We start from the raw sequence: 19,156 nt of genomic DNA, 5'->3' as shown, positions 1-19,156 counted from the left end.
CGCCGCGCCAGCCACCCACCGACCAGACCCGAACGAGCGCCATGCCACTGGGCACCCTGGACCGCACACCGCCCCCGTTCTTCAAGCAGGGTCCGTCGGCCCTGTCCAAGCTGGTGGTGTTCAGCGCGATGGCCCTGTTTCTCATGGTGGCCGACCTGCGCTTCCGGGTCACGGTACCGATCCGCGCCACGGTAGCCGCCGTGCTGTACCCCGTGCAATGGCTGGTGCTGCAACCGGTGCAGGCGGTCTCCGCGGCGGGCGGCTACTTCACCTCGCTGCACGCCGCGCAGGCCGGCGAGGCCGAGGCCCTCAAGCGGCTGGCCGAACAGGCCGAGCGCAGCCTGCAGCTTGAACAGATCACCCTGGAAAACCAGCGCCTGCGCGAACTGCTGGCGATGCGCGAGCGCACCGGCAACAGCGCCACCGGTGCCCAGGTGCTGTACGACGCGGCCGACCCGTATTCGCGCAAGGTCGTGATCGACCGCGGCCAGACCCACGGCATCGAAGCGGGTTCGCCCGTGATCGACGAGAGCGGGGTGCTGGGGCAAATCACGCGCGTCTACCCGCTGGTGTCGGAGGTGACCCTGCTGATCGACCGCGACCAGGCCATCCCCGTGCTCAACACGCGCACCGGGGTGCGCAGCGTGGCCTACGGGCAACCTTCAACCACGGGAGATGGCCTGGATCTGCGCTACACGCTGGCCAGCGCCGACATCGCGGAAGGTGACCTGCTCACCACCAGCGGCGTGGATGGTGTGTACCCCGCCGGCCTGCCGGTGGCCCGCGTCACGTCGGTCACGCGCCAGGCCGAATCGTCATTCGCCCGCATCCGGTGCGAGCCTCTGGCGCGCATCAACGGCACATTGCACGTGCTGGTGCTGCGCCCGTCGACGGTCGAGCCACCGCCCTCGCCATCGGCGGCACAGCCGCAGACCGCGGCCCGCCCGCTGGTAGGCACCGCCGCGCCCGGACGGAGCAACGCGCCATGATCATGCGACCTGGCCAGCAACTGCTGCTGCCTGCCAACCCCGCTTTCATCTGGTTCAGCCTGATCGGTGCGCTGACGTTCAACATGCTGCTGAACATGGGCCTGTTCGGCCGCGCCGCCTGGGTGCCCGACCTGCTGGCGGTCGTGCTGGTGTTCTGGAGCGTGCACCAGCCCTTGCGCATCGGCGTGGGCGTGGCCTTTGCCTTCGGCCTGGCGATGGATGTGCACCAGGGCGCCTTGCTTGGCCAGCACGCACTGGCCTATACCGCCCTGGGCTTTCTCGGCATCTCGATGCACCGGCGCCTGCTCTGGTTCGGCGTGCCCAACCAGGCGGTGCAGGTGCTGCCCCTGTTCCTGGCGGCGCACCTGCTCGAACTGCTGGTGCGGCTGGCCGCGGGCGGCAGCTTCCCGGGCGTGCCCTACCTGCTGGCGCCGGTGATCGAGGCCGCGCTCTGGCCGGTGGTGTCCGTGCTGCTGCTGGCACCGCAGCGCCGCGCGCCCAACCCCGACGACAACCGGCCGCTATGACCGAGATCCGCAACGTCGAGGCCGACCTGGCGCAGTTTCGCACCCGGGTGTTGCTGATCGGCCTGGCGGTGGTGTTCGCGTTCGGGCTGATCGCCGCGCGCATGGTCTACCTGCAGGTGATGCGCCACGACGACCTGCTGGCCCAGGCAGAGAGCAACCGCACCGCCGTGTTGCCGGTGGTGCCCAACCGGGGGCAGATCCTGGACCGCAAGGGGCGTGTGCTGGCCACCAACTACTCGGCCTACACGCTGGAGATCACACCATCGCGCGTGGAGGACCTGGACGCCACCATTGCCGAACTGGGCAAGCTGGTCGACGTCACGCTGCGCGACCAGCGGCGCTTTCGCAAACTGCTCGAAGAATCGCATCGCTTCGACTCCCTGCCCCTGCGCACCCGCCTGAGCGACGAGGAGGTGGCGCGCTTCACCGTGCAGCGCTACCGCTTTCCGGGCGTTGAAGTGCGGGCGCGGCTGCTGCGCCAGTACCCCAACGGAGAAACCGCCAGCCATGTCATCGGCTACATCGGGCGCATCAACCAGCGCGAGACCGACGCGATCGCCGACTGGCCCGAGGAGGAGCAGGCGAACTACCGCGGCACCGAGTACATCGGCAAGCTGGGCGCTGAACAGAGCTACGAGCGCGAGCTGCATGGCATCACGGGCTTCGACCGGGTGGAGACCTCGGCCGGCGGGCGGGCCGTGCGTTCGCTGGCCAACACGCCGGCGACGCCTGGCAATACGGTGGTGCTGTCGATCGACATCCAGCTGCAGAAGCTGATCGAAGACATGTATGGCGAGCGGCGAGGCGCGCTGGTGGCGATCGACCCGCGCTCGGGCGAGGTGCTCGCCTTTGTGAGCAAGCCCACCTTCGACCCCAACCTGTTCGTCGACGGCATCGACGTGGAGAACTGGCGCGCGCTCAACGAGTCGGTGGACAAGCCGCTGCTGAACCGGGCGCTGCGCGGCACCTACCCGCCCGGTTCCACCTACAAGCCGTTCATGGCCCTGGCCGCGCTGGAAACGGGCACGCGCAGCGCCAGCACCGCCATCAACGACCCGGGCTACTGGATGTTCGGCGGTCACCGCTTCCGCAGCCACGACGAGGGTGGTCTGGGCGCGGTGGACATGAAGCGCAGCATCGTCAAATCCAGCAATGTCTACTACTACTCGCTGGCCAACGAGCTGGGCGTGGACGCCATGCACGATTTCATGAAGCCGCTGGGCTTTGGCCAGATCACCGGCATCGACCTCAAGGGCGAAGTGCGCGGTGTGCTGCCCAGTCAGGCCTGGAAGCGCAACGCGTACAAGCGCCCGGAGCAGCAGCGCTGGTACCCTGGCGAAACCATCTCGCTCGGCATCGGCCAGGGTTACAACAGCTTCACCATGCTGCAACTCGCGCAAGCCATGGCCACGCTGGCCAATGGCGGCGTGCAATACACACCGCACCTCACCAAGGCCACCGAGAACGTCCTCACACGCGAACGCGTGCCGCTGCCGGGCCCCCCGCCGCTGGACCTGGGGTTCAAGCCCCAGAATGTGCGCACCATCCTCGAAGCGATGCAGGCGGTGACCACCGAAGGCACGTCCACGCGGGTGTTTGCGGGTGCGGGCTACGCCAGCGGCGGCAAGACCGGCACGGCCCAGGCCGTCACCATCGGCCAGAAGGACCGCTATGACGCGCGCAAACTGGAGGAACACCAGCGCGACCACTCGCTCTACATCGCGTTCGCACCGGTGGACCAGCCGCGCGTGGCGCTGGCCCTGGTGGTGGAAAACGCCGGCTTCGGTGCGGCCCATGCGGCCCCGATCGCGCGCCGCGTGTTCGACTACCTGCTGATGGACCAGTACCCCAATCCGCAGGACCTGGCCGCCGTGCGCGTGGGCCAGGCCAGCGCACCCATCGGCACGCCGCTCCGGGCCAGCGAGATGCCCTGGCCCCCCGAGGCGCCAACGCCCACACCGGCCACTGCGCCCTGAGTCAAGCCCTGATCCACGCGTCGTAGGTCGTCTTCAGGATCAGCGCGAAGACGACCACGATGAACACCCCGCGCACGAAGCCACTGCCGTGCTTGAGGGCCAGCCGTGTGCCCAGCACGCTGCCCAGCACGTTGGCCACGGCCATGGCCAGCACGAAATGCCACCACACATGGCCCTTCCAGGCGAACAGCAGCAGCGCGGCCAGGTTGGAGGCGGTGTTGAGCAGCTTGGCGCTGGCGCTGGCGTGCAGAAAGTCGTAGCCCAGCCAGCGCACGAACAGGAACACGAAGAAGCTGCCAGTGCCCGGGCCGAAGAAGCCGTCGTAAAAGCCGATGGTGGCGCCGAGCACGCAGGCCGCGAGCGCTTCGCGACGGCCTTCGAAGCGCGGTGCGTGGTGACGGCCCAGTTCCTTGCGCGCCAGGGTGTAGCCCAGCACCAGCAGCAGCACCAGCGGCAGGGCGCGGCGCAGGAAGTCGGGCGAGATCACGGTGACCGTCCAGGCCCCCGCCATTGAACCAGCAAAACCCACGGCCGCGGCGGGCAACAGCGCATGCCAGGGCATCTGCACGCGGCGCGCGTACTGCAGCGTGGCGGCCGCCGTGCCCCAGACCGAGGCGCCCTTGTTCACACCAAACAGCGTGGCCGGGTGGGTGGCGGGAAACATGGCAAACAGTGCAGGCACCAGAATGAGGCCCCCGCCACCCACGATCGAATCCACAAAGCCGGCAAACAGCGAAGCCAGCGAGACAAGCAGCAATTCCATGCGGGGGATTGTCACCGCGTGCCGGCGGTGCCCTGGTGCGGGCGTGACGCAACGCACGGCACCGACGAAAAAAAACCGACCCTTTCGGGTCGGTTTGAACAATCCGGCATCTCTGGAGGACGCTGAAACGTGTGTTCTGCTTGGACTGGGTTGTCTCCTCGGTCCCCCGCGGTCACCAGCGCTGTGCGCTGTTGGCGAGTGCAAGCACTGTAGCGGCTCGCACCACCGATGTGCATCGGGGCTTTCCCTTGTCCGGGTCAACCCTTGGCACAGGATATGCGGTGGGCGGTGCGTCGTTGGAAACAGGTCACAACATGCACCACAACAGCCATACGCCCAGCAATCTCCTCCCCTCATCCAGCAAAACACCACTTCTTCATTCAATTGCGCTCATCTCTACGCTACTGGCGCCGCTGACCGGTTTCGCGCAGGACGCGACGCCCGCGGCGGTGCCCGCCCTCACCGCCCCGGGTCTGGTGGCGGCCAGCACGATCCAGGGCGCGGACACCGCCTGGCTCATGGTCAGCACCGCCCTGGTCCTGCTGATGACGCTGCCCGGCATCGCGCTCTTTTATGGCGGCATGGTGCGCCGCCTCAACGTGATCAACACCATGGCCAGCGTGGTCGGCATCGCCGCCGTGGTCAGCGTGCTCTGGTTCGCGCTGGGCTACACGCTGGCCTTCACGCCCGGCAATGGCTTCATCGGGAGCCTGCAGCGCCTGGGCTTCGCCGGCATGGAGTACCTGGGCAGCAGCGGCCAGGTGGCCGCGAGTCACATCGCGCCACACCTGCCCGAGTCGGTGTTCGCGATGTTCCAGCTCACCTTTGCCATCATCACCTGCGCACTGGTGGTGGGCGCGCTGGTCGAGCGCATGCACTTCGGCGCGCTGCTGCTGTTTGCCGGCCTGTGGCTGTTGCTGGTGTACGCGCCGGTCGCGCACTGGGTGTGGGAGCCGGGCGGCTGGCTGGCGCAACTCGGTGCGCTGGACTTTGCCGGCGGTGCGGTGGTGCACATCAACGCCGGCGCGGCCGCCCTGGTCTGCGCCTACGCGCTGGGCCCGCGCTCGGGCTATGGCCACGAACCCTTCGTGCCCTTCAACCTCGGCATGACCATGGCGGGCACCGGCCTGCTGTGGGTGGGCTGGTTCGGCTTCAATGCCGGTTCGGCACTGACCGCCGACGGACGCGCGGGCCTGGCGCTGCTGGTCACGCACATTGCGGCGGCGGCGGGCGCGCTGTCGTGGATGGGTGCGGAGTGGCTGGCGCGCAAGCGCGCCTCGCTGCTGGGACTGTGCTCGGGCGTGGTCGCGGGCCTGGTGGCCATCACGCCAGCGGCCGGGTTCGTCACGCCGCGTGGTGCGCTGCTCATCGGCCTGGTCGCCGGCGTGGCCTGCTACTGGGGCGCCACCGCGCTCAAGCGCCGGCTGCGCGCCGATGACTCGCTCGACGTGTTCGGCGTGCACGGCGTGGGCGGCATCGTGGGCGCACTGCTCACAGGTGCGCTGGCCGACCCGGCGATCTCTGGCGTGCAGTCCAGCATGCTCGCGCAGCTGATCGCCTGCGCGGCGGTCCTGGGCTACAGCCTGGTGATGACGGCCGTGGTGTTGTGGATCACGTCGCGCTTTGCCACCTTGCGCGTGCGCGAGGGCGAGGAGCGCGTCGGTCTCGATGTCGCCCTGCACAACGAAAGCCTGAGTTGAGGCCCCGCGCGCCATTCGCGCCGTCCCCCTTGCGCGCGTTCCGCATCTGAGGAGTTGCGATGAACCCAGCCAGTGACGTCTTCGCGATCGCTGCCCACCTGCACGTGCTGCTGCGGCGCAAGACCGGGCGCGTGACCGACACCGAGTGGATGGCGACCAACGCCGACTACGCGCGAGAGATCGTGCGGCACGCACGCGAGAAGGCGGGGGAAGACGGACACGCCGAACTGCTGCCCTGGGCGGACAAGCTGGAAGCGGCCATCGCGCACATTGGCGCCGCCCCGGCGGCGCGCAAGCCCATGCTGCAGGCAGCGGCAGACACGCTGCGCGCTGGGCAGGTCAGCCCCCAGGCGGCGCGCCAGGCCCCCACGCCGCGCGCGGGCGGGTTTGCCAACTCGGTGCCCGGCCACAACAGCGGCTTCATCGAATCGGCATTGCTCTCGGCCTTCGGCGCGCCGCGCAAGGACGGCGAAGAACCGGACGCGCGCTACGTGGGCGGCATCCGGTAGCGTCCTCACGCGCCATCGCCCGAGACAGCCTGAACCAGGGACACCGAGGGTCCGGCTCCGCCGGCCCCAGGCGTCGTCCCCCCTGGAAGGGGGGAAGCCGCGTCAGCGGCGGAGGGGGAGTCACTCCCCAGCACTTATCCAGCGCGCCGCCTTCTCCGCAATCATCAGCGTGGGGCTGTTGGTGTTGCCACTGGTGATGGTGGGCATCACGCCCGCGTCCACCACGCGCAGGCCGGCCACGCCGCGCACACGCAACTGGCTGTCCACCACCGCCATGGGGTCGTCGGCGCGCCCCATCTTCGTGGTGCCCACCGGGTGGAAGATGGTGCTGGCGATGTCGCCGGCCAGTCGCGCGAGCTCCTCGTCGCTCTGGTATTGCGCGCCGGGCTTGAACTCCTCGGGGCGGTACTTCGCCAGCGCCGGTTGCGCGACGATGCGCCGCGTCACGCGCAGGCTGTCGGCGGCCACCTGGCGGTCTTCGGGCGTGCTGAGGTAGTTCGGCGCGATCGCGGGTGCGTCGTCGGCGTTCGCCGAGGTGATGCGCACATGGCCACGGCTGCCGGGGTTGAGGTTGCACACGCTGGCGGTGAAGGCCGGGAAGCTGTGCAGCGGTTCGCCGAACGCGTCCAGGCTGAGCGGCTGCACGTGGTACTCGAGGTTGGGGTGCGGCTGGCTCGCGTCGCTGCGGGTGAAGGCGCCGAGCTGGCTGGGCGCCATGCTCATGGGGCCGCTGCGGCGCAACGCGTATTCCAGCCCGATCCTGCCCTTGCCCCAGAGCGAGCTGGCCAGCACGTTGAGCGTGGTGGCGCCCTGCACCTTGAACACCGCGCGGATCTGCAGGTGGTCCTGCAGGTTCTCGCCAACGCCAGGCAGCTCGTGCCGCACGTCGATGCCATGTTGCCGCAGCAGGCCCGCGGGGCCGATGCCCGAGCGCTGCAGGAGCGCGGGCGAGCCGATGCTGCCAGCGCTCAGCACCACCTCCTGCGCGGCGCGCACCCGCACGCGCTGGCCGTTGCGCCGCAGTTCGGCGCCGGTGCAGCGCAGCGCGCCGTTCGCATCGCGCTCCAGCACCAGCTGGTCGGTGGTGGTCTGCGTCCACACCGTGAGGTTGCGCCGCTGCTGCACCGGCCGCAGGAAGGCCTTGGACGCGTTCCAGCGCCAGCCGGCCTTCTGGTTCACCTCGAAGTAACCCACGCCCTCGTTGTCGCCGGTGTTGAAGTCGGCCGTGGCCGGCACGCCGGCCTGCTGCGCGGCCTGCGCGAAAGCGTCGAGGATGTCCCAGCGCAGCCGCTGCTTCTCGATGCGCCACTCACCCCCGTGGCCATGCAGTTGCGCGAACGCCGGGTCCTGCGCGGCGTCGAGCCGGTGGTGGTCCTCGTGCGCCTTGAAGTCGGGCAGCGCGTTGTCCCAGCGCCAGGCATCGTCGCCCGTGAGCTCGGCCCAGTGGTCGTAGTCGCGCGCCTGGCCGCGCATGTAGATCATGCCGTTGATGCTGGAGCAGCCGCCCAGCGTCTTGCCGCGCGGGTAGCGCAGCCGCCGGCCATTGAGGCCGGGGTCGGGCTCGGTCTGGTAGAGCCAGTCGGTGCGCGGGTTGCCGATGCAATAGAGGTAACCCACGGGAATGTGGATCCAGTGGTAATCGTCCTTGCGGCCGGCTTCGACGAGCAGCACGCGCTTCGCGGGGTCGGCGCTCAGGCGGTTGGCGAGCAGGCAGCCCGCAGTGCCGGCGCCGATGACGATGAAATCAAAAGTGGTGGTGTCGTTCATGTCTCGTCGTCTTGTTCGTCTGTGTCTTCGAGGCTGAAATCTCCGCGCTGGAAAGCAGACACCACCGCCTCGGCTTCGGCGAATCGGCTCTCGGGCACCAGCACACGCACAGGGATCGCGCCCGCGAGCAGCGTGTGCGTCTGCACCAGGTGCGCATCGGCCACCGCGGCCGGCACACCACCGGCCTGCAGGCAACCGCGCAGCAGGAAGGCCTCGGTGGGGCTGAAGAACGTCACAAGCGTTCTCCAGTCCCCCAATTCAGGGTCGTAGTCCGAATTGCCGTCGGTCATGCGCCAATGTCCTCGGCGTGAAGTGACTCATCCCAGAGATACCGCGGAACCGGCTTTGCCGGGCCGCAGGTGTCGTCCCCCCATCGGGGGGAAGCGCCGCAGGCGAGCAGGGGGGCATCTCTACCTCGCCGTGGGCATCACGAACTCGGCGCCTTTGCCGATGCTCTCGGGCCAGCGCTGCATGATGCTCTTTTGCTTGGTGTAGAAGCGCACGCCCTCTTCGCCATAGGCGTGCATGTCGCCAAACAGGCTCTTCTTCCAGCCGCCAAAGCCGTGCCAGGCCATGGGCACGGGGATGGGCACGTTGATACCCACCATGCCGACCTGGATGCGCCGCGCGAACTCGCGCGCGACGTTGCCGTCGCGGGTGAAGCAGGAGACGCCGTTGCCGAACTCGTGGTCGTTGATGATCTGCACGGCCTTCGCGAAGTCGGGCACGCGCACGCAGGACAGCACCGGGCCGAAGATCTCTTCCTTGTAGATCTTCATGTCGGTCGTCACGTGGTCAAACAGCGTGCCGCCCATCCAGAAGCCCTTGCCGCAGCCTTCGCCCGTTTGCGAAGCGTCAAAGCCGCGCCCGTCCACCAGCAGCTTCGCGCCTTCCTTCGCGCCGGCCTCGATGTAGCCGGTGATGCGCGCGTGCGCGGCGGCGGTGACGATGGGGCCCATTTCGGCGGCCAGGTTCGTGCCGTTGAGCACCTTGAGCGTCTTCGTGCGCTCGATCAGCTTGGGCATGATCCGGTCGGCCACGTCGCCCACCAGCACCGCCACGCTGATGGCCATGCAGCGTTCACCAGCCGAGCCGTAGGCCGAGCCGATCAGGGCATCCACCGCCTGGTCCAGGTCGGCGTCGGGCATGACCACCATGTGGTTCTTCGCGCCGCCCAGGGCCTGCACGCGCTTGCCGTGGTGGGCGCCGGTTTCGTAGATGTAGTTGGCGATGGGCGTGGAGCCGACGAAGCTGATGGCCTTCACGTCCGGGTGCACCAGCAGCGCGTCCACCGCTTCCTTGTCGCCCTGCACCACGTTGAACACGCCATCGGGCAGGCCGGCCTGCTTCAGCAACTCGCCCATGAACAGCGAGGGACTCGGGTCGATCGGGCTGGGCTTGAGCACGAAGCAGTTGCCCGCCGCGATGGCCACCGGAAACATCCACATGGGCACCATGACAGGGAAGTTGAACGGCGTGATGCCGGCCACCACGCCCAGCGGCTGGCGCAGCGTCCAGTTGTCCATGCCGGTGGAGACCTGGTCGGTGAAGTCGCCCTTGAGCAGCTGCGGAATGCCGCAGGCGAATTCGATGATGTCGATGCCGCGCGAGACCTCGCCCTGCGCGTCGGTGAACACCTTGCCGTGCTCGGCGGTGATCATGCGGGCCAGATCGTCCTTGTGCTGGTTCACCAGTTCGAGGAACTTGAACATGACCCGCGCGCGGCGGATCGGCGGCGTGTCGGCCCAGGCCGGGAAAGCGGCCTGGGCGGCGGCCACGGCGGTGGCCACGTCGGCGGCACCGGCCAGCGCGACCTGGCCACTCACCGCACCCGTGGCCGGGTTGAACACGTCCTGCCGGCGCGGCGACGTCCCGGCGGTGGCGGCGCCCTGGATGAAGTGGTTGATCGGGTTGGGAGGTATGGCCATGGCGGTCTCGGGTGGGGTGGTCCAGAAGAGGGCCAGTTTAGGCAGCGCAAACGCCCTCGCCTAGTGCCTGGGCTTGAACGGATTGTTTTCCATGGTGAACAATGGTGGCATGAACGAGCAAAAAGTGGAAAGCCTCTGGGTGCACCTGCACTGGCTCACCGTGCTGTCGCAGCAAGGCAGTTACACCGCAGCGGCACAGCGGCTGGGGGTGAGCAAGGCGGCAATGAGCCAGCGCATCAGCGAACTCGAACGCGCCGCCGGCGTGGCGCTGGTGCAGCGCACCACCCGCAGCGTGCGCCTGACCGAGGCCGGGCGGCAACTGGTGGACGGCATGCGCGATCCGTTCGAGCGCATCGCGCAGAGTTTCTCCAGTGTGCGCGACCTGGCCGATGAGCCCGCCGGCCTGGTGCGCGTCACGGCGCCGGTGGCGTTTGCACGACAGCAGCTGGTGCCGCGCATCGCCGGGTTCGTGCGTGCCCACCCCAAGGTGAGGCTGGAGCTGGACATGTCGGACCGGCTGAGCGCGCTCGCCACGGAAGGGTTCGATCTGGCGATCCGCCACACCGCCTCACCGCCCGACACGCACGTGGCCTGGCCTTTGTGCGGCACGCGCTCGCTGCTCGTGGCCAGCCGCGACTACCTGCGCCGGCGCGGCACGCCGCAGTCGCCGCAAGACCTCGCCGCACACGACTGTCTGCACTACCCGCGCGCGCAGGACACGTCGGCCTGGCATTTCACCAAGCCCCCCGAGGGCCGGCGCAAGGCGCAGCAGCAGCAGCAGCGTGTCACCGTGCCGGTCTCAGGCCCCTTCTGCGCCAACAACAGCGAGGCCCTGCGGGACGCGGCCCTGGCGGGCCTGGGCATTGCGCTCGTACCCGACTTCAGCGCGCAGGCGGCGCTGCAGGCGGGCAAGCTGGTGGAGGTGCTGCCCGGCTGGTCATCGGTCGGCACCTTCAGCCCGCAGATCTACGCCATCAGACCCTACGCCAGCCACGTGCCGCGCGCGGTGTCGGCCTTCGTGGGCTGGCTGCGCGTGGCGCTGGCCGAGGGTTTCGCGGTGCGCGGCTGAGGTCGAAGGCCGCGCGAGGCGGCGGTCGATGGCGGCGTGCGTGCCTTCGGGTCATACTTCATTCGCTCGCCACTTCCGCCCAGCCCATGCCACCCGACACCCCCCCGACCCCGACCCCCGACACCTCCCGCCCGCTGGTGGCCCCCATGACCGCCATGTCGGGCTCCTTCATGCTGCGCGTGCTGCTGGCGGTCGTCACCGCGGCATTCATCTGGATCCTGCTGCCGTTCTACGGCACGGTGCTCTGGGGTGCCATCATCGCGCTGCTGTTCTACCCCTTGTACCGCTGGCTGCTGCCGCGCATGAAGCAGCGGCGCAATACAGCGGCCCTGGCCACCATCGCGGCGGCGCTGGTGGTGGTGGTGCTGCCGGCGGTGCTGGTGCTGGTCTCGCTCGCCAACGAGGCGGCGCAGCTCTACGAGCGCATCGATTCGGGCGAACTCCGACCGGCGCAGAAGTTGCGCGAGATGTTCTACTTGCTGCCGGACTGGGTCGCAGACTTGCTCGGCCGCGTGGGGCTAGGCGATTTTGACCTGCTGCAGCGCAAGCTGGCCGAGGTGTTCCGCCAGGGCAGTCAGTTCATCGCCACACAGACCCTGAACCTCGGTCAGGACGTGCTCGGCCTGGTGATCGGCCTCTTCATCACGCTGTACCTGGCGTTCTTCCTGGTGCGCGACGGCAGCGCCATCGTGCGCGCCGTGCGCGATGCCCTCCCGCTGCCCCCCGACGACAAACAGGAACTGCTGGAGAAATTCGGCACCGTGCTGCGCGCCACGGTCAAGGGCAACCTGGTGGTGGCGGTGGTGCAAGGCACGCTGGGCGGGCTGGCCTTCTGGGTGCTGGGCGTCAACGCCGCGCTGCTGTGGGCCGTTCTCATGATGCTGCTGTCGCTGCTGCCCGCCGTGGGCGCAGGCCTGGTCTGGGGGCCGGTGGCGATCTGGCTGTTTGCCACCGGCGCGGTCTGGCAAGCGGTGGCCCTGACCGCGTACGGCGTACTCGTGATCGGCCTGGTCGACAACCTGCTGCGCCCCCTGCTCGTGGGCAAGGACACGGGCATGCCGGACTACCTGATCATGATCACCACCGTGGGTGGCATCGCGGTGCTGGGCATCAATGGCTTCGTGATCGGCCCGATGATCGCCGCCATGTTCGTGGCCGTCTGGGGCATCCACACCGCCGCCCGCAAGCGCGCGACTGCGGCCACGGCCATGGCGGTCGACACCCCGGAGAAAGGCGCGACGCAGACAGACGCGCAGCACGAGACACCGTGAGCCGCCCTGTGCCGCCCAACACATCGCCAACCCTGAAAGGACCACCCATGCACGACCATCCCATTGACAAGCTTCAAGCCGGAGTGCCGGCATGAAGCCTCTCATCTGGGGCATTTTTGCGCTGCTCGCCCTGTGCTGGACAGGCCTGGCCGCGGCGTCCGTGCAAGTCACTGAATGGCTGTTGACGATGATCGCCGCGGGCGAGGTCACGGACGTGGCCACGGCGGCCGGCCAATGGCCGGTACCCGCGTGGCTGGCACTGTGGATCGACCCGGCCTGGGTGAAGGCCATGCAGGGCGCGTGGCTCGGTCTGGTGCAATGGCTGGGTCAGGTACTGCCGTCCGCAGGCGCCCTGACGGGCTGGGTCACGCCCATGCTGTGGATCGTCTGGGCATTGGGCATGCTGTGCCTGCTGGTGCCGGCCATCGCGCTGCACTGGCTGGCCGGGCGGCTGAAGACACCGGCCACCGTGGCGCGCGGCTGACGCGCCAGGCGCACGCACGCGATGGGCGCACTGCGTTCTGTCACAAGGGAAACCTGGGGGCGACCCTAGAATCCTTTCAAAGCATCACGCCCCCGCCCCGCTTGACACCCCCAGCCACCTCCTCCACCGCCGCCCTCCGCCCCGACGCCTGCCCGCTCTATGTGGATCTGGACGGAACGCTGACGCCCGGCGACACCCTGTACGAATCGGTCCTGCTGTTCGTGCGGCGCAACCCGCTGAACCTGCTGCGCCTGTTCAGTTGGCTGCTGCGCGGCAAAGCCGCCCTCAAGCAACGCCTGGCCAGCGCGGTGCGGCCCGATGCGGCGCACCTGCCGTACCACGGGCCTTTTCTGTCCTTCCTGCGCGACGAACACGCGCGCGGCCGCCCCCTGGTGCTTGCCAGCGCCGCCGACGCGCGCATCGTGCGTGAAGTGGCACGGCACCTGGAGGTGTTCGACGACTGCCTGGGCACCAATGCGCAGGCCGACGGCATCAACCTCAGCCGCGCCAACAAGCGCGCGGCCATCGACGCACATGCCCGCGCGCGGGGCCACGAAGCCTGGGCCTACGCCGGCAACAGCCGCGACGACCTCGAAGTCTGGAGCGGGGCCACCGAGGCCATCGCGGTCAATGCGCCCGACGGCCTGCTGAGCGCGCTGCGGCGCACCCACCCGCAGGCGCGGGTGTTCGAGCGCGAACCGCTGCGGCTGGCCACGGTGCTGCGCGCGATCCGGCTCAGGCAGTGGTCGAAGAACGGCCTGCTGTTCGTGCCGCTGTTGGCCGCCCATTCGCTCGACCCGCGGCTCTGGGGCGTGGTGCTGCTGGCCTTCGTGGCGTTCGGCCTGTGTGCCTCGGCGACCTACCTCGTCAACGACCTGCTGGACCTGCCCAACGACCGCGTGCACCGCATCAAGCGCCACCGCCCGCTGGCAGCGGGCACCCTCGGCATTCCCGCGGCCATCGCGCTGGGCGTGGCCATGCTGGCGCTGGCCTTCGCGCTGGCCTTCATGGTGTCCACCGGTTTCGCCGTCGTGCTGCTGGCCTACACGGTGACCACGCTGGCGTACTCGCTGGCCCTCAAGCGCATGGCGCTGATCGACGTGCTGGTGCTTTCGGGTCTGTACACCCTGCGTCTGGGCGCCGGGGCCGTCGCCTCGGGCGTGAGCCTGTCGAACTGGCTGCTGGCGATCGCGATCTTCCTGTTCCTGAGCCTGGCGCTGGTCAAGCGCTGCGCCGAGCTCGAGGAGGTGGACAACGCGGACCTTTCCCCGGCACCGGGGCGCGGCTACCATCCCCGCGACCTGGCCTCGCTGCGCACCATGGGCATGGCCAGCGGCTTCCTGGCGGTGATGGTGCTCACGCTCTACATTGACAGCCAGAACAGCCTGAAGCTCTACGCGGAACCCGACCTGCTCTGGTGCGCGGCACCCGTGCTGCTGCTGTGGGTGATGCGCATCTGGCTCAAGACCGGGCGGCGCGAGTTGCAGGGCGAGGACCCGCTCCAGTTCGCGCTGAGGGACCCTTTCAGCTGGGGCACCCTGCTCGCCATGGCCGCCATTGGCCTGGTGGCCACCACAGGCTTCTGAGCGTGCTCGCCCCCCAACGAACGGAACCACCCCCATGAACTCGAAATTCATCGCTCTGGGCCTGGCCCTGTTCTGCGTGCTGCTGACCTCGGCCGCACAGCTCATCTTGAAGCGCGGCATGGGCGCGACCACCACCGTCGAAGTGGGCAGCACCTACCTGCGGGCGTTTTCCAGCCCGCAGGTCTGGCTGGGCCTGATCCTCTACGGCACGAGCGCCTTGTTGTGGTTGTGGGTGCTTTCGCGGCTGGACGTGAGCCTGGCGTACCCGCTGGTGAGCCTGGGCTTCGTGGTGACGCTGGCGCTGGGCGTGCTCTGGTTGGGTGAACCCTTCTCCTGGATCCGCGTGGGCGGCTGCACGCTGATCGTGATCGGCGTCTCGCTGCTCGCCCTGGATGCCTGAGGGGTGACCGGGCGTGCGCGCGTCTGAATATTCGGCGCATGCCTCGCGCCAGGTCTTCTGGGTCGCGTTTGCGGCCACCTTGCTGCTGAAGATCGTCATCGCGGCGGGGTTTCCCTTCACTGGCGATGAGACCTTCTTCTACCAGTGGGGTGTCTTCCCCGCCTGGGGCTATTCGGACCATCCGCCCATGGTGGGCTGGCTGATCGCGCTGCTGCGCCAGATCAGCGACCACCCGCTGGTGCTGCGCAGCGCCACGCTGCTCGTCACCAGCCTCGTCGCGCTCGGCGTGGTAGACCTGCTGCGCCGCTTCCTGCCCGAGGACCGCGAGGCCAGCGCCTGGCTGGCGGGTGCCGTGTACCTGGCCATGCCGTGGTCGTGGATGTTCGTGCTGGTGACCACCGACACGCCATTGCTCTTCTTCATGGCACTGTCGGCCTGGTGCTACCTGCGCGCCGATGCCAGCGCGCGGGGCGCGGGCTGGTATGTGCTGGCCGGCCTGTTTCTGGGCCTGGCCTTCCTCTCCAAGTACTTCGCCGCCTTGCTGGGATTCGCCTACGCGGCGCACTGCTTTGGCTGGCGCCGCGAGCGCTGGTGGGCGCCCTTCCTGATCTTCGTGTCGGCCCTGCCGGCGATCGCGCTCAACATCGCGTTCAACGCCACGCACGGCTGGAGCAACGTGATGTTCAACGTCTTCAACCGCAACGAGGGAACGTCCTGGTCGCTCGAGGCTTTCGCCTCATACCTTGTGATGGTGCCGTACCTGCTAACGCCCTGGCTGCTGTGGCGGGGTGCTGCCGCGCGCCTGGCACCTGGCGCCTCGCCCACCACGGCGCGCGCACTGGCGGTGCTGTGGCTGTTTCCGCTGGTCGTGTTCGCGCTGCTGAGCACGCAGCGGGTCATCGGCCTGCACTGGGTGCTGGGTTTCGTGCCCCTGTTCGTGCTGTGGGTCAGCCTGCGGCTGGACGCGCGGCCGCTGCGCAGCGCGCTGAACTGGACCGTGGCGCTGTCGGTGCCGCACCTGCTGGTGGTCGCGGCCATTGCCTGGGCGCCCCTGGCCTGGTGGCAGCCGCTCAAGATATACGACCGCGCGGTCTTCCTGCGCGAGACGCCGGCCATCGTTGCCGCGCTGCAGCAGGACCTGCCGGCGGGCGCCACGCTGATGGGGCGCACCTACAACCCGGCCGCGATGCTGGCCTTCCACCACGGCCAGTACGTGCCGGTGTTCGGCGTCGGCAAGCACCATGCGCGGCAGGACGACCAGATCGTCGACTTTCGCCGTTACGACGGCCAGCCCATCCGCATCTTCCTCTACGACGAGCCCGACCTGGCCGCGTTCGCGCCCTACTTCGAGCGCGTGAGCACGAAGCGCTTCGAGGTCGACGGCGTGGCCTTCTTCGCGGTGGACGGCGAGGGGTTCCGGTACCCGCCCTTCCGCGACACGGTGCTGGCGGAGGTGGCGCGCGAGTTCCACGACATCCCGCGCTGGCTGCCGCTGCTGGGCAACCCGTTCTGCGAGCGCTACGGGTTCGTGGCGTGTTCGCCCGGCCGGCCCTGATCAGGCCGCGGCAAAAGGCACCCGCTGTGCCACCGCGCACATCAGCTCGTAGCTGATCGTGCCCGCCGCGGAGGCCACCTCGTCGATCGGCAGCACCGCGCCCGATGACGAGCGCCCCCACAGAACGACCTCGGAGCCCATGCCCTCGGCATCGAGGCCCGAGAGATCGACCGTGATCATGTCCATGCTCACACGCCCCACCACGCGGGTGCGCACACCCCCTACCAATACGGGCGTGCCGGTGGGCGCGTGGCGCGGGTAACCGTCGGCGTACCCGCAAGCCACCACGCCGATGCGCATGGGCTTGTCTGCGGTGAAGGCCGAGCCGTAGCCCACCGTGTCGCCGGCCTGCAGCGACTGCACGCCAATGACGCGGCTGGCCAGCGTCATGGCCGGCTGCAGGTCCCAGCCGGCGGCGTTGCCGGCGGGGAAGTCGGGCGCACTGCCGTAGAGCGCGATGCCCTCGCGCACCCAGTCGGCCGCCAGGCTTTGCGCGCCGCGCAGCGCGGTGCGCGCATGGCGCAGCAGGGCCGCGCTGTTGCACAGCGTGCGCTCGCCCGGCAGGTCGGCGGTGGCCGCTTCGAACGCGGCCACCTGGTGTGCAATGCCGCGCGCGCCATCGGCGTCGCTGAAATGCGTCATGAGCGAAATCTCGTCCACCTGCGGCAGCGCGTTGAGCCGCGCCCAGGCGCTGCGGAACGCAGCGGGCGTGAAGCCCAGGCGATTCATGCCGCTGTTGAGTTTGAGGAACACGCGGTGCGGCACCTGCGTCTTGTGCGCGGCCAGCCAGTCGATCTGTTCGTTGCAGTGCACCGTGTGCCACAGATGCAGGCGCGAGCACAGCTCCAGGTCGCGCGGTTCGAACACGCCCTCAAGCAGGTGGATCGGGCCGCGCCAGTCGAGCGCGCGCAGGCGCTCGGCTTCGGCCAGGTCCAGCAGGGCAAAACCATCGGCGCTGCGCACGGCTTCAAAGCAGCGCTCGATGCCGTGGCCATAGGCATTCGCCTTCACCACCGCCCAGACACGGGCGTCGGGTGCGCAGTCGCGCGCGCGCTGCAGGTTGTGGCGCAGGGCATCGGGGTGAACGGTGGCGAGAATCGGGCGGGGCATGGCGTCTGGGCGGTCGGGCGGCGGCGTGTGTGGCGGCGGTGCGGAAGGAACGTGCGGTAAGTCGCGGGCCGGCCGTAAGGAGGAAAACCCGGTGGCCGCAACCCCTGTGTTTTCAGGGGCGCGTGCTATAACCCCGCATCGTCTGGAGACCCGCCAACTGTCGCACAAAAAGGCCGGCGCATCCCCCCCTGGCAGCCCTCCGCTGACCCGCACCGGCCCACAAAATCATCGCCATGAAGCGCGGCTTCTACACCATCATGACGGCGCAGTTCTTCAGCTCGCTGGCCGACAACGCGCTGTTCGTCGCCGCCATCGAACTGCTGCGCACACGCGGCGCGCCGGAGTGGCAAAGCGCCGCCCTGGTCCCCCTGTTCGCCCTGTTCTATGTCGTGCTCGCGCCCTTCGTGGGCGCCTTTGCCGACGCCCGGCCCAAAGGCCAGGTCATGTTCATCAGCAACGCCATCAAGGTGCTGGGCTGCCTGCTCATGCTCACCGGCGTGCACCCGCTGCTGGCCTATACCCTGGTGGGGCTGGGTGCGGCGGCCTACTCACCGGCCAAGTACGGCATCCTGACCGAGCTGCTGCCACCTTCCCAATTGGTCAAGGCCAACGGCTGGATCGAAGGCCTGACCATTGCCTCCATCATCCTGGGCGTGCTGCTGGGCGGCCAGCTGGTCAGCCCCTGGGTGTCGGCCCAGCTGCTGGCCATCGACATCCCCGGCTTCCACACCGGCATCCACCACCCCGCGCAGGCGGCCGTGGCCGCGCTGGTGGTGGTCTACGCGCTGGCGGCCTGGTTCAACACCCGCATCCCGCTCACGGGCGTGACACCGCGGCCCATGCCAAAAAATCCGCTGGCCCTGCTGCCCGACTTCTGGCGCTGCAACAGCCGCCTCTGGCGCGACCACCTGGGCCAGATCTCGCTGTCCACCACCACGCTGTTCTGGGGCGTCTCGGGCAACCTGCGCTACATCGTGCTGGCATGGGCCGGCGCGGCGCTGGGCTACGGCACCACGCAGGCGTCATCGCTCGTGGGCGTGGTCGCCATCGGCACCGCCGTCGGCGCGGTGATCGCGTCCATGCGCATGCGGCTGGACCAGGCCACGCGCGTGATGCCCCTGGGCATCGGCATGGGCGTGCTGGTGATCCTGATGAACTTCATCGACAACGTCTGGGTGGCTGCGCCCTTCCTGGTGTTGCTCGGCGGCCTGGGCGGCTTCCTGGTGGTGCCGATGAACGCGCTGCTGCAGCACCGAGGCCACAACCTGATGGGCGCCGGCCGCTCCATCGCGGTGCAGAACTTCAACGAACAGGCCTGCATCCTGGGCCTGGGCGCTCTTTACAGCTTCTCGACCGGCATGGGCCTGTCGGCCTTCGCCGCCATCACCGCCTTCGGCCTGCTGGTGGCCGGCTTCATGGGCCTGATCGCGCTGTGGCACCGCCACAACCAGCGCACGCATCCACACGAGTTGGAGCGCCTGCTGGAGATCGCGCGGCGCGATGATCTTCATGGCTGAGCGAG

At 68.9% G+C, this 19,156-nt stretch carries 17 protein-coding genes; 12 read left to right on the top strand and 5 right to left on the bottom strand.

The genetic code is table 11. The annotated features are described in order from the left end of the window. The first annotated feature begins 41 nt into the window (after window positions 1-41). From mreC to mrdA, 3 genes are read left to right on the top strand one after another with little or no spacing between them, the layout of a single operon-like run. Window positions 42-989, top strand: coding sequence for a rod shape-determining protein MreC (mreC, locus tag AB7P10_RS08000; protein ID WP_428293308.1), 948 nt, complete (start codon window positions 42-44; stop codon window positions 987-989). Further along, window positions 986-1,516: a rod shape-determining protein MreD gene (mreD, locus tag AB7P10_RS07995; protein WP_428293307.1), complete on the top strand. Its 531-nt coding sequence runs from the start codon at window positions 986-988 to the stop codon at window positions 1,514-1,516. Before mreC ends, mreD begins: the two co-directional genes overlap by 4 nt. Then, window positions 1,513-3,492: a penicillin-binding protein 2 gene (gene mrdA, locus AB7P10_RS07990; protein WP_428293306.1), complete on the top strand. Its 1,980-nt coding sequence runs from the start codon at window positions 1,513-1,515 to the stop codon at window positions 3,490-3,492. Before mreD ends, mrdA begins: the two co-directional genes overlap by 4 nt. 1 nt (window position 3,493) lies before the next feature. Here the strand turns inward: mrdA and AB7P10_RS07985 are convergent, their stop codons facing one another. Then, window positions 3,494-4,255 carry a TSUP family transporter gene (locus tag AB7P10_RS07985; protein WP_428293305.1) on the bottom strand — a complete coding sequence of 254 codons (762 nt, stop codon included), beginning with the start codon at window positions 4,253-4,255 and terminating at the stop codon, window positions 3,494-3,496. A gap of 314 nt (window positions 4,256-4,569) precedes the next feature. On the opposite strand from AB7P10_RS07985, the gene AB7P10_RS07980 reads away from it, so the two are divergent. Then, a complete protein-coding gene (locus AB7P10_RS07980) occupies window positions 4,570-5,955 on the top strand; it encodes an ammonium transporter (protein ID WP_428293304.1) in 1,386 nt (461 codons plus the stop codon). 59 nt (window positions 5,956-6,014) lie between these two features. After that, on the top strand, window positions 6,015-6,464 hold the full coding sequence (locus AB7P10_RS07975) for a hypothetical protein (protein WP_428293303.1): 450 nt from the start codon (window positions 6,015-6,017) through the stop codon (window positions 6,462-6,464). A 120-nt stretch (window positions 6,465-6,584) separates the two neighbouring features. On the opposite strand, the gene AB7P10_RS07970 is transcribed toward AB7P10_RS07975, so the two are convergent. The 3 genes from AB7P10_RS07970 to AB7P10_RS07960 form a co-directional block, all read right to left on the bottom strand. After that, window positions 6,585-8,231, bottom strand: a complete 1,647-nt coding sequence (locus tag AB7P10_RS07970) for a GMC family oxidoreductase (RefSeq protein ID WP_428293302.1) — start codon at window positions 8,229-8,231, stop codon at window positions 6,585-6,587. Continuing rightward, window positions 8,228-8,521 carry a putative signal transducing protein gene (locus AB7P10_RS07965; protein ID WP_428293301.1) on the bottom strand — a complete coding sequence of 98 codons (294 nt, stop codon included), beginning with the start codon at window positions 8,519-8,521 and terminating at the stop codon, window positions 8,228-8,230. The genes AB7P10_RS07970 and AB7P10_RS07965 overlap by 4 nt, the downstream gene beginning before the upstream one ends. 120 nt (window positions 8,522-8,641) lie before the next feature. Then, window positions 8,642-10,159 (bottom strand): CoA-acylating methylmalonate-semialdehyde dehydrogenase, encoded by a 1,518-nt coding sequence (locus AB7P10_RS07960; protein WP_428293300.1) that lies wholly within the window; start codon window positions 10,157-10,159, stop codon window positions 8,642-8,644. Window positions 10,160-10,268: 109 nt separating this feature from the next. On the opposite strand from AB7P10_RS07960, the gene AB7P10_RS07955 reads away from it, so the two are divergent. From AB7P10_RS07955 to AB7P10_RS07930, 6 genes are all read left to right on the top strand, one after another. Then, on the top strand, window positions 10,269-11,228 hold the full coding sequence (locus AB7P10_RS07955) for a LysR family transcriptional regulator (protein WP_428293299.1): 960 nt from the start codon (window positions 10,269-10,271) through the stop codon (window positions 11,226-11,228). Window positions 11,229-11,374: 146 nt separating this feature from the next. After that, window positions 11,375-12,499, top strand: a complete 1,125-nt coding sequence (locus AB7P10_RS07950; protein WP_428293298.1) for an AI-2E family transporter — start codon at window positions 11,375-11,377, stop codon at window positions 12,497-12,499. A 91-nt stretch (window positions 12,500-12,590) separates the two neighbouring features. Then, window positions 12,591-12,983 (top strand): hypothetical protein, encoded by a 393-nt coding sequence (locus AB7P10_RS07945; RefSeq protein ID WP_428293297.1) that lies wholly within the window; start codon window positions 12,591-12,593, stop codon window positions 12,981-12,983. 101 nt (window positions 12,984-13,084) lie between these two features. After that, on the top strand, window positions 13,085-14,569 hold the full coding sequence (locus AB7P10_RS07940; RefSeq protein ID WP_428293296.1) for a UbiA family prenyltransferase: 1,485 nt from the start codon (window positions 13,085-13,087) through the stop codon (window positions 14,567-14,569). Between the two features lie 34 nt (window positions 14,570-14,603). Next, the gene (locus tag AB7P10_RS07935; protein WP_428293295.1) at window positions 14,604-14,969 is read left to right on the top strand and encodes an EamA family transporter; all 366 of its coding nucleotides are present in this window, start codon (window positions 14,604-14,606) and stop codon (window positions 14,967-14,969) included. Between the two features lie 13 nt (window positions 14,970-14,982). After that, a complete protein-coding gene (locus AB7P10_RS07930) occupies window positions 14,983-16,524 on the top strand; it encodes an ArnT family glycosyltransferase (protein ID WP_428293294.1) in 1,542 nt (513 codons plus the stop codon). Here the strand turns inward: AB7P10_RS07930 and alr are convergent, their stop codons facing one another. After that, complete coding sequence (gene alr, locus AB7P10_RS07925; protein ID WP_428293293.1) at window positions 16,525-17,634, bottom strand: alanine racemase; 1,110 nt, start codon at window positions 17,632-17,634, stop codon at window positions 16,525-16,527. 233 nt (window positions 17,635-17,867) lie between these two features. On the opposite strand from alr, the gene lplT reads away from it, so the two are divergent. Next, the gene (gene lplT, locus AB7P10_RS07920) at window positions 17,868-19,151 is read left to right on the top strand and encodes a lysophospholipid transporter LplT (RefSeq protein ID WP_428293292.1); all 1,284 of its coding nucleotides are present in this window, start codon (window positions 17,868-17,870) and stop codon (window positions 19,149-19,151) included. Window positions 19,152-19,156: the final 5 nt, after the last annotated feature.

The organism is Hydrogenophaga sp. (assembly GCF_050182545.1).
Taxonomy (GTDB): Bacteria; Pseudomonadota; Gammaproteobacteria; order Burkholderiales; family Burkholderiaceae_C; genus Hydrogenophaga.
This window is presented reverse-complemented; position numbering and strand designations above follow the sequence as displayed.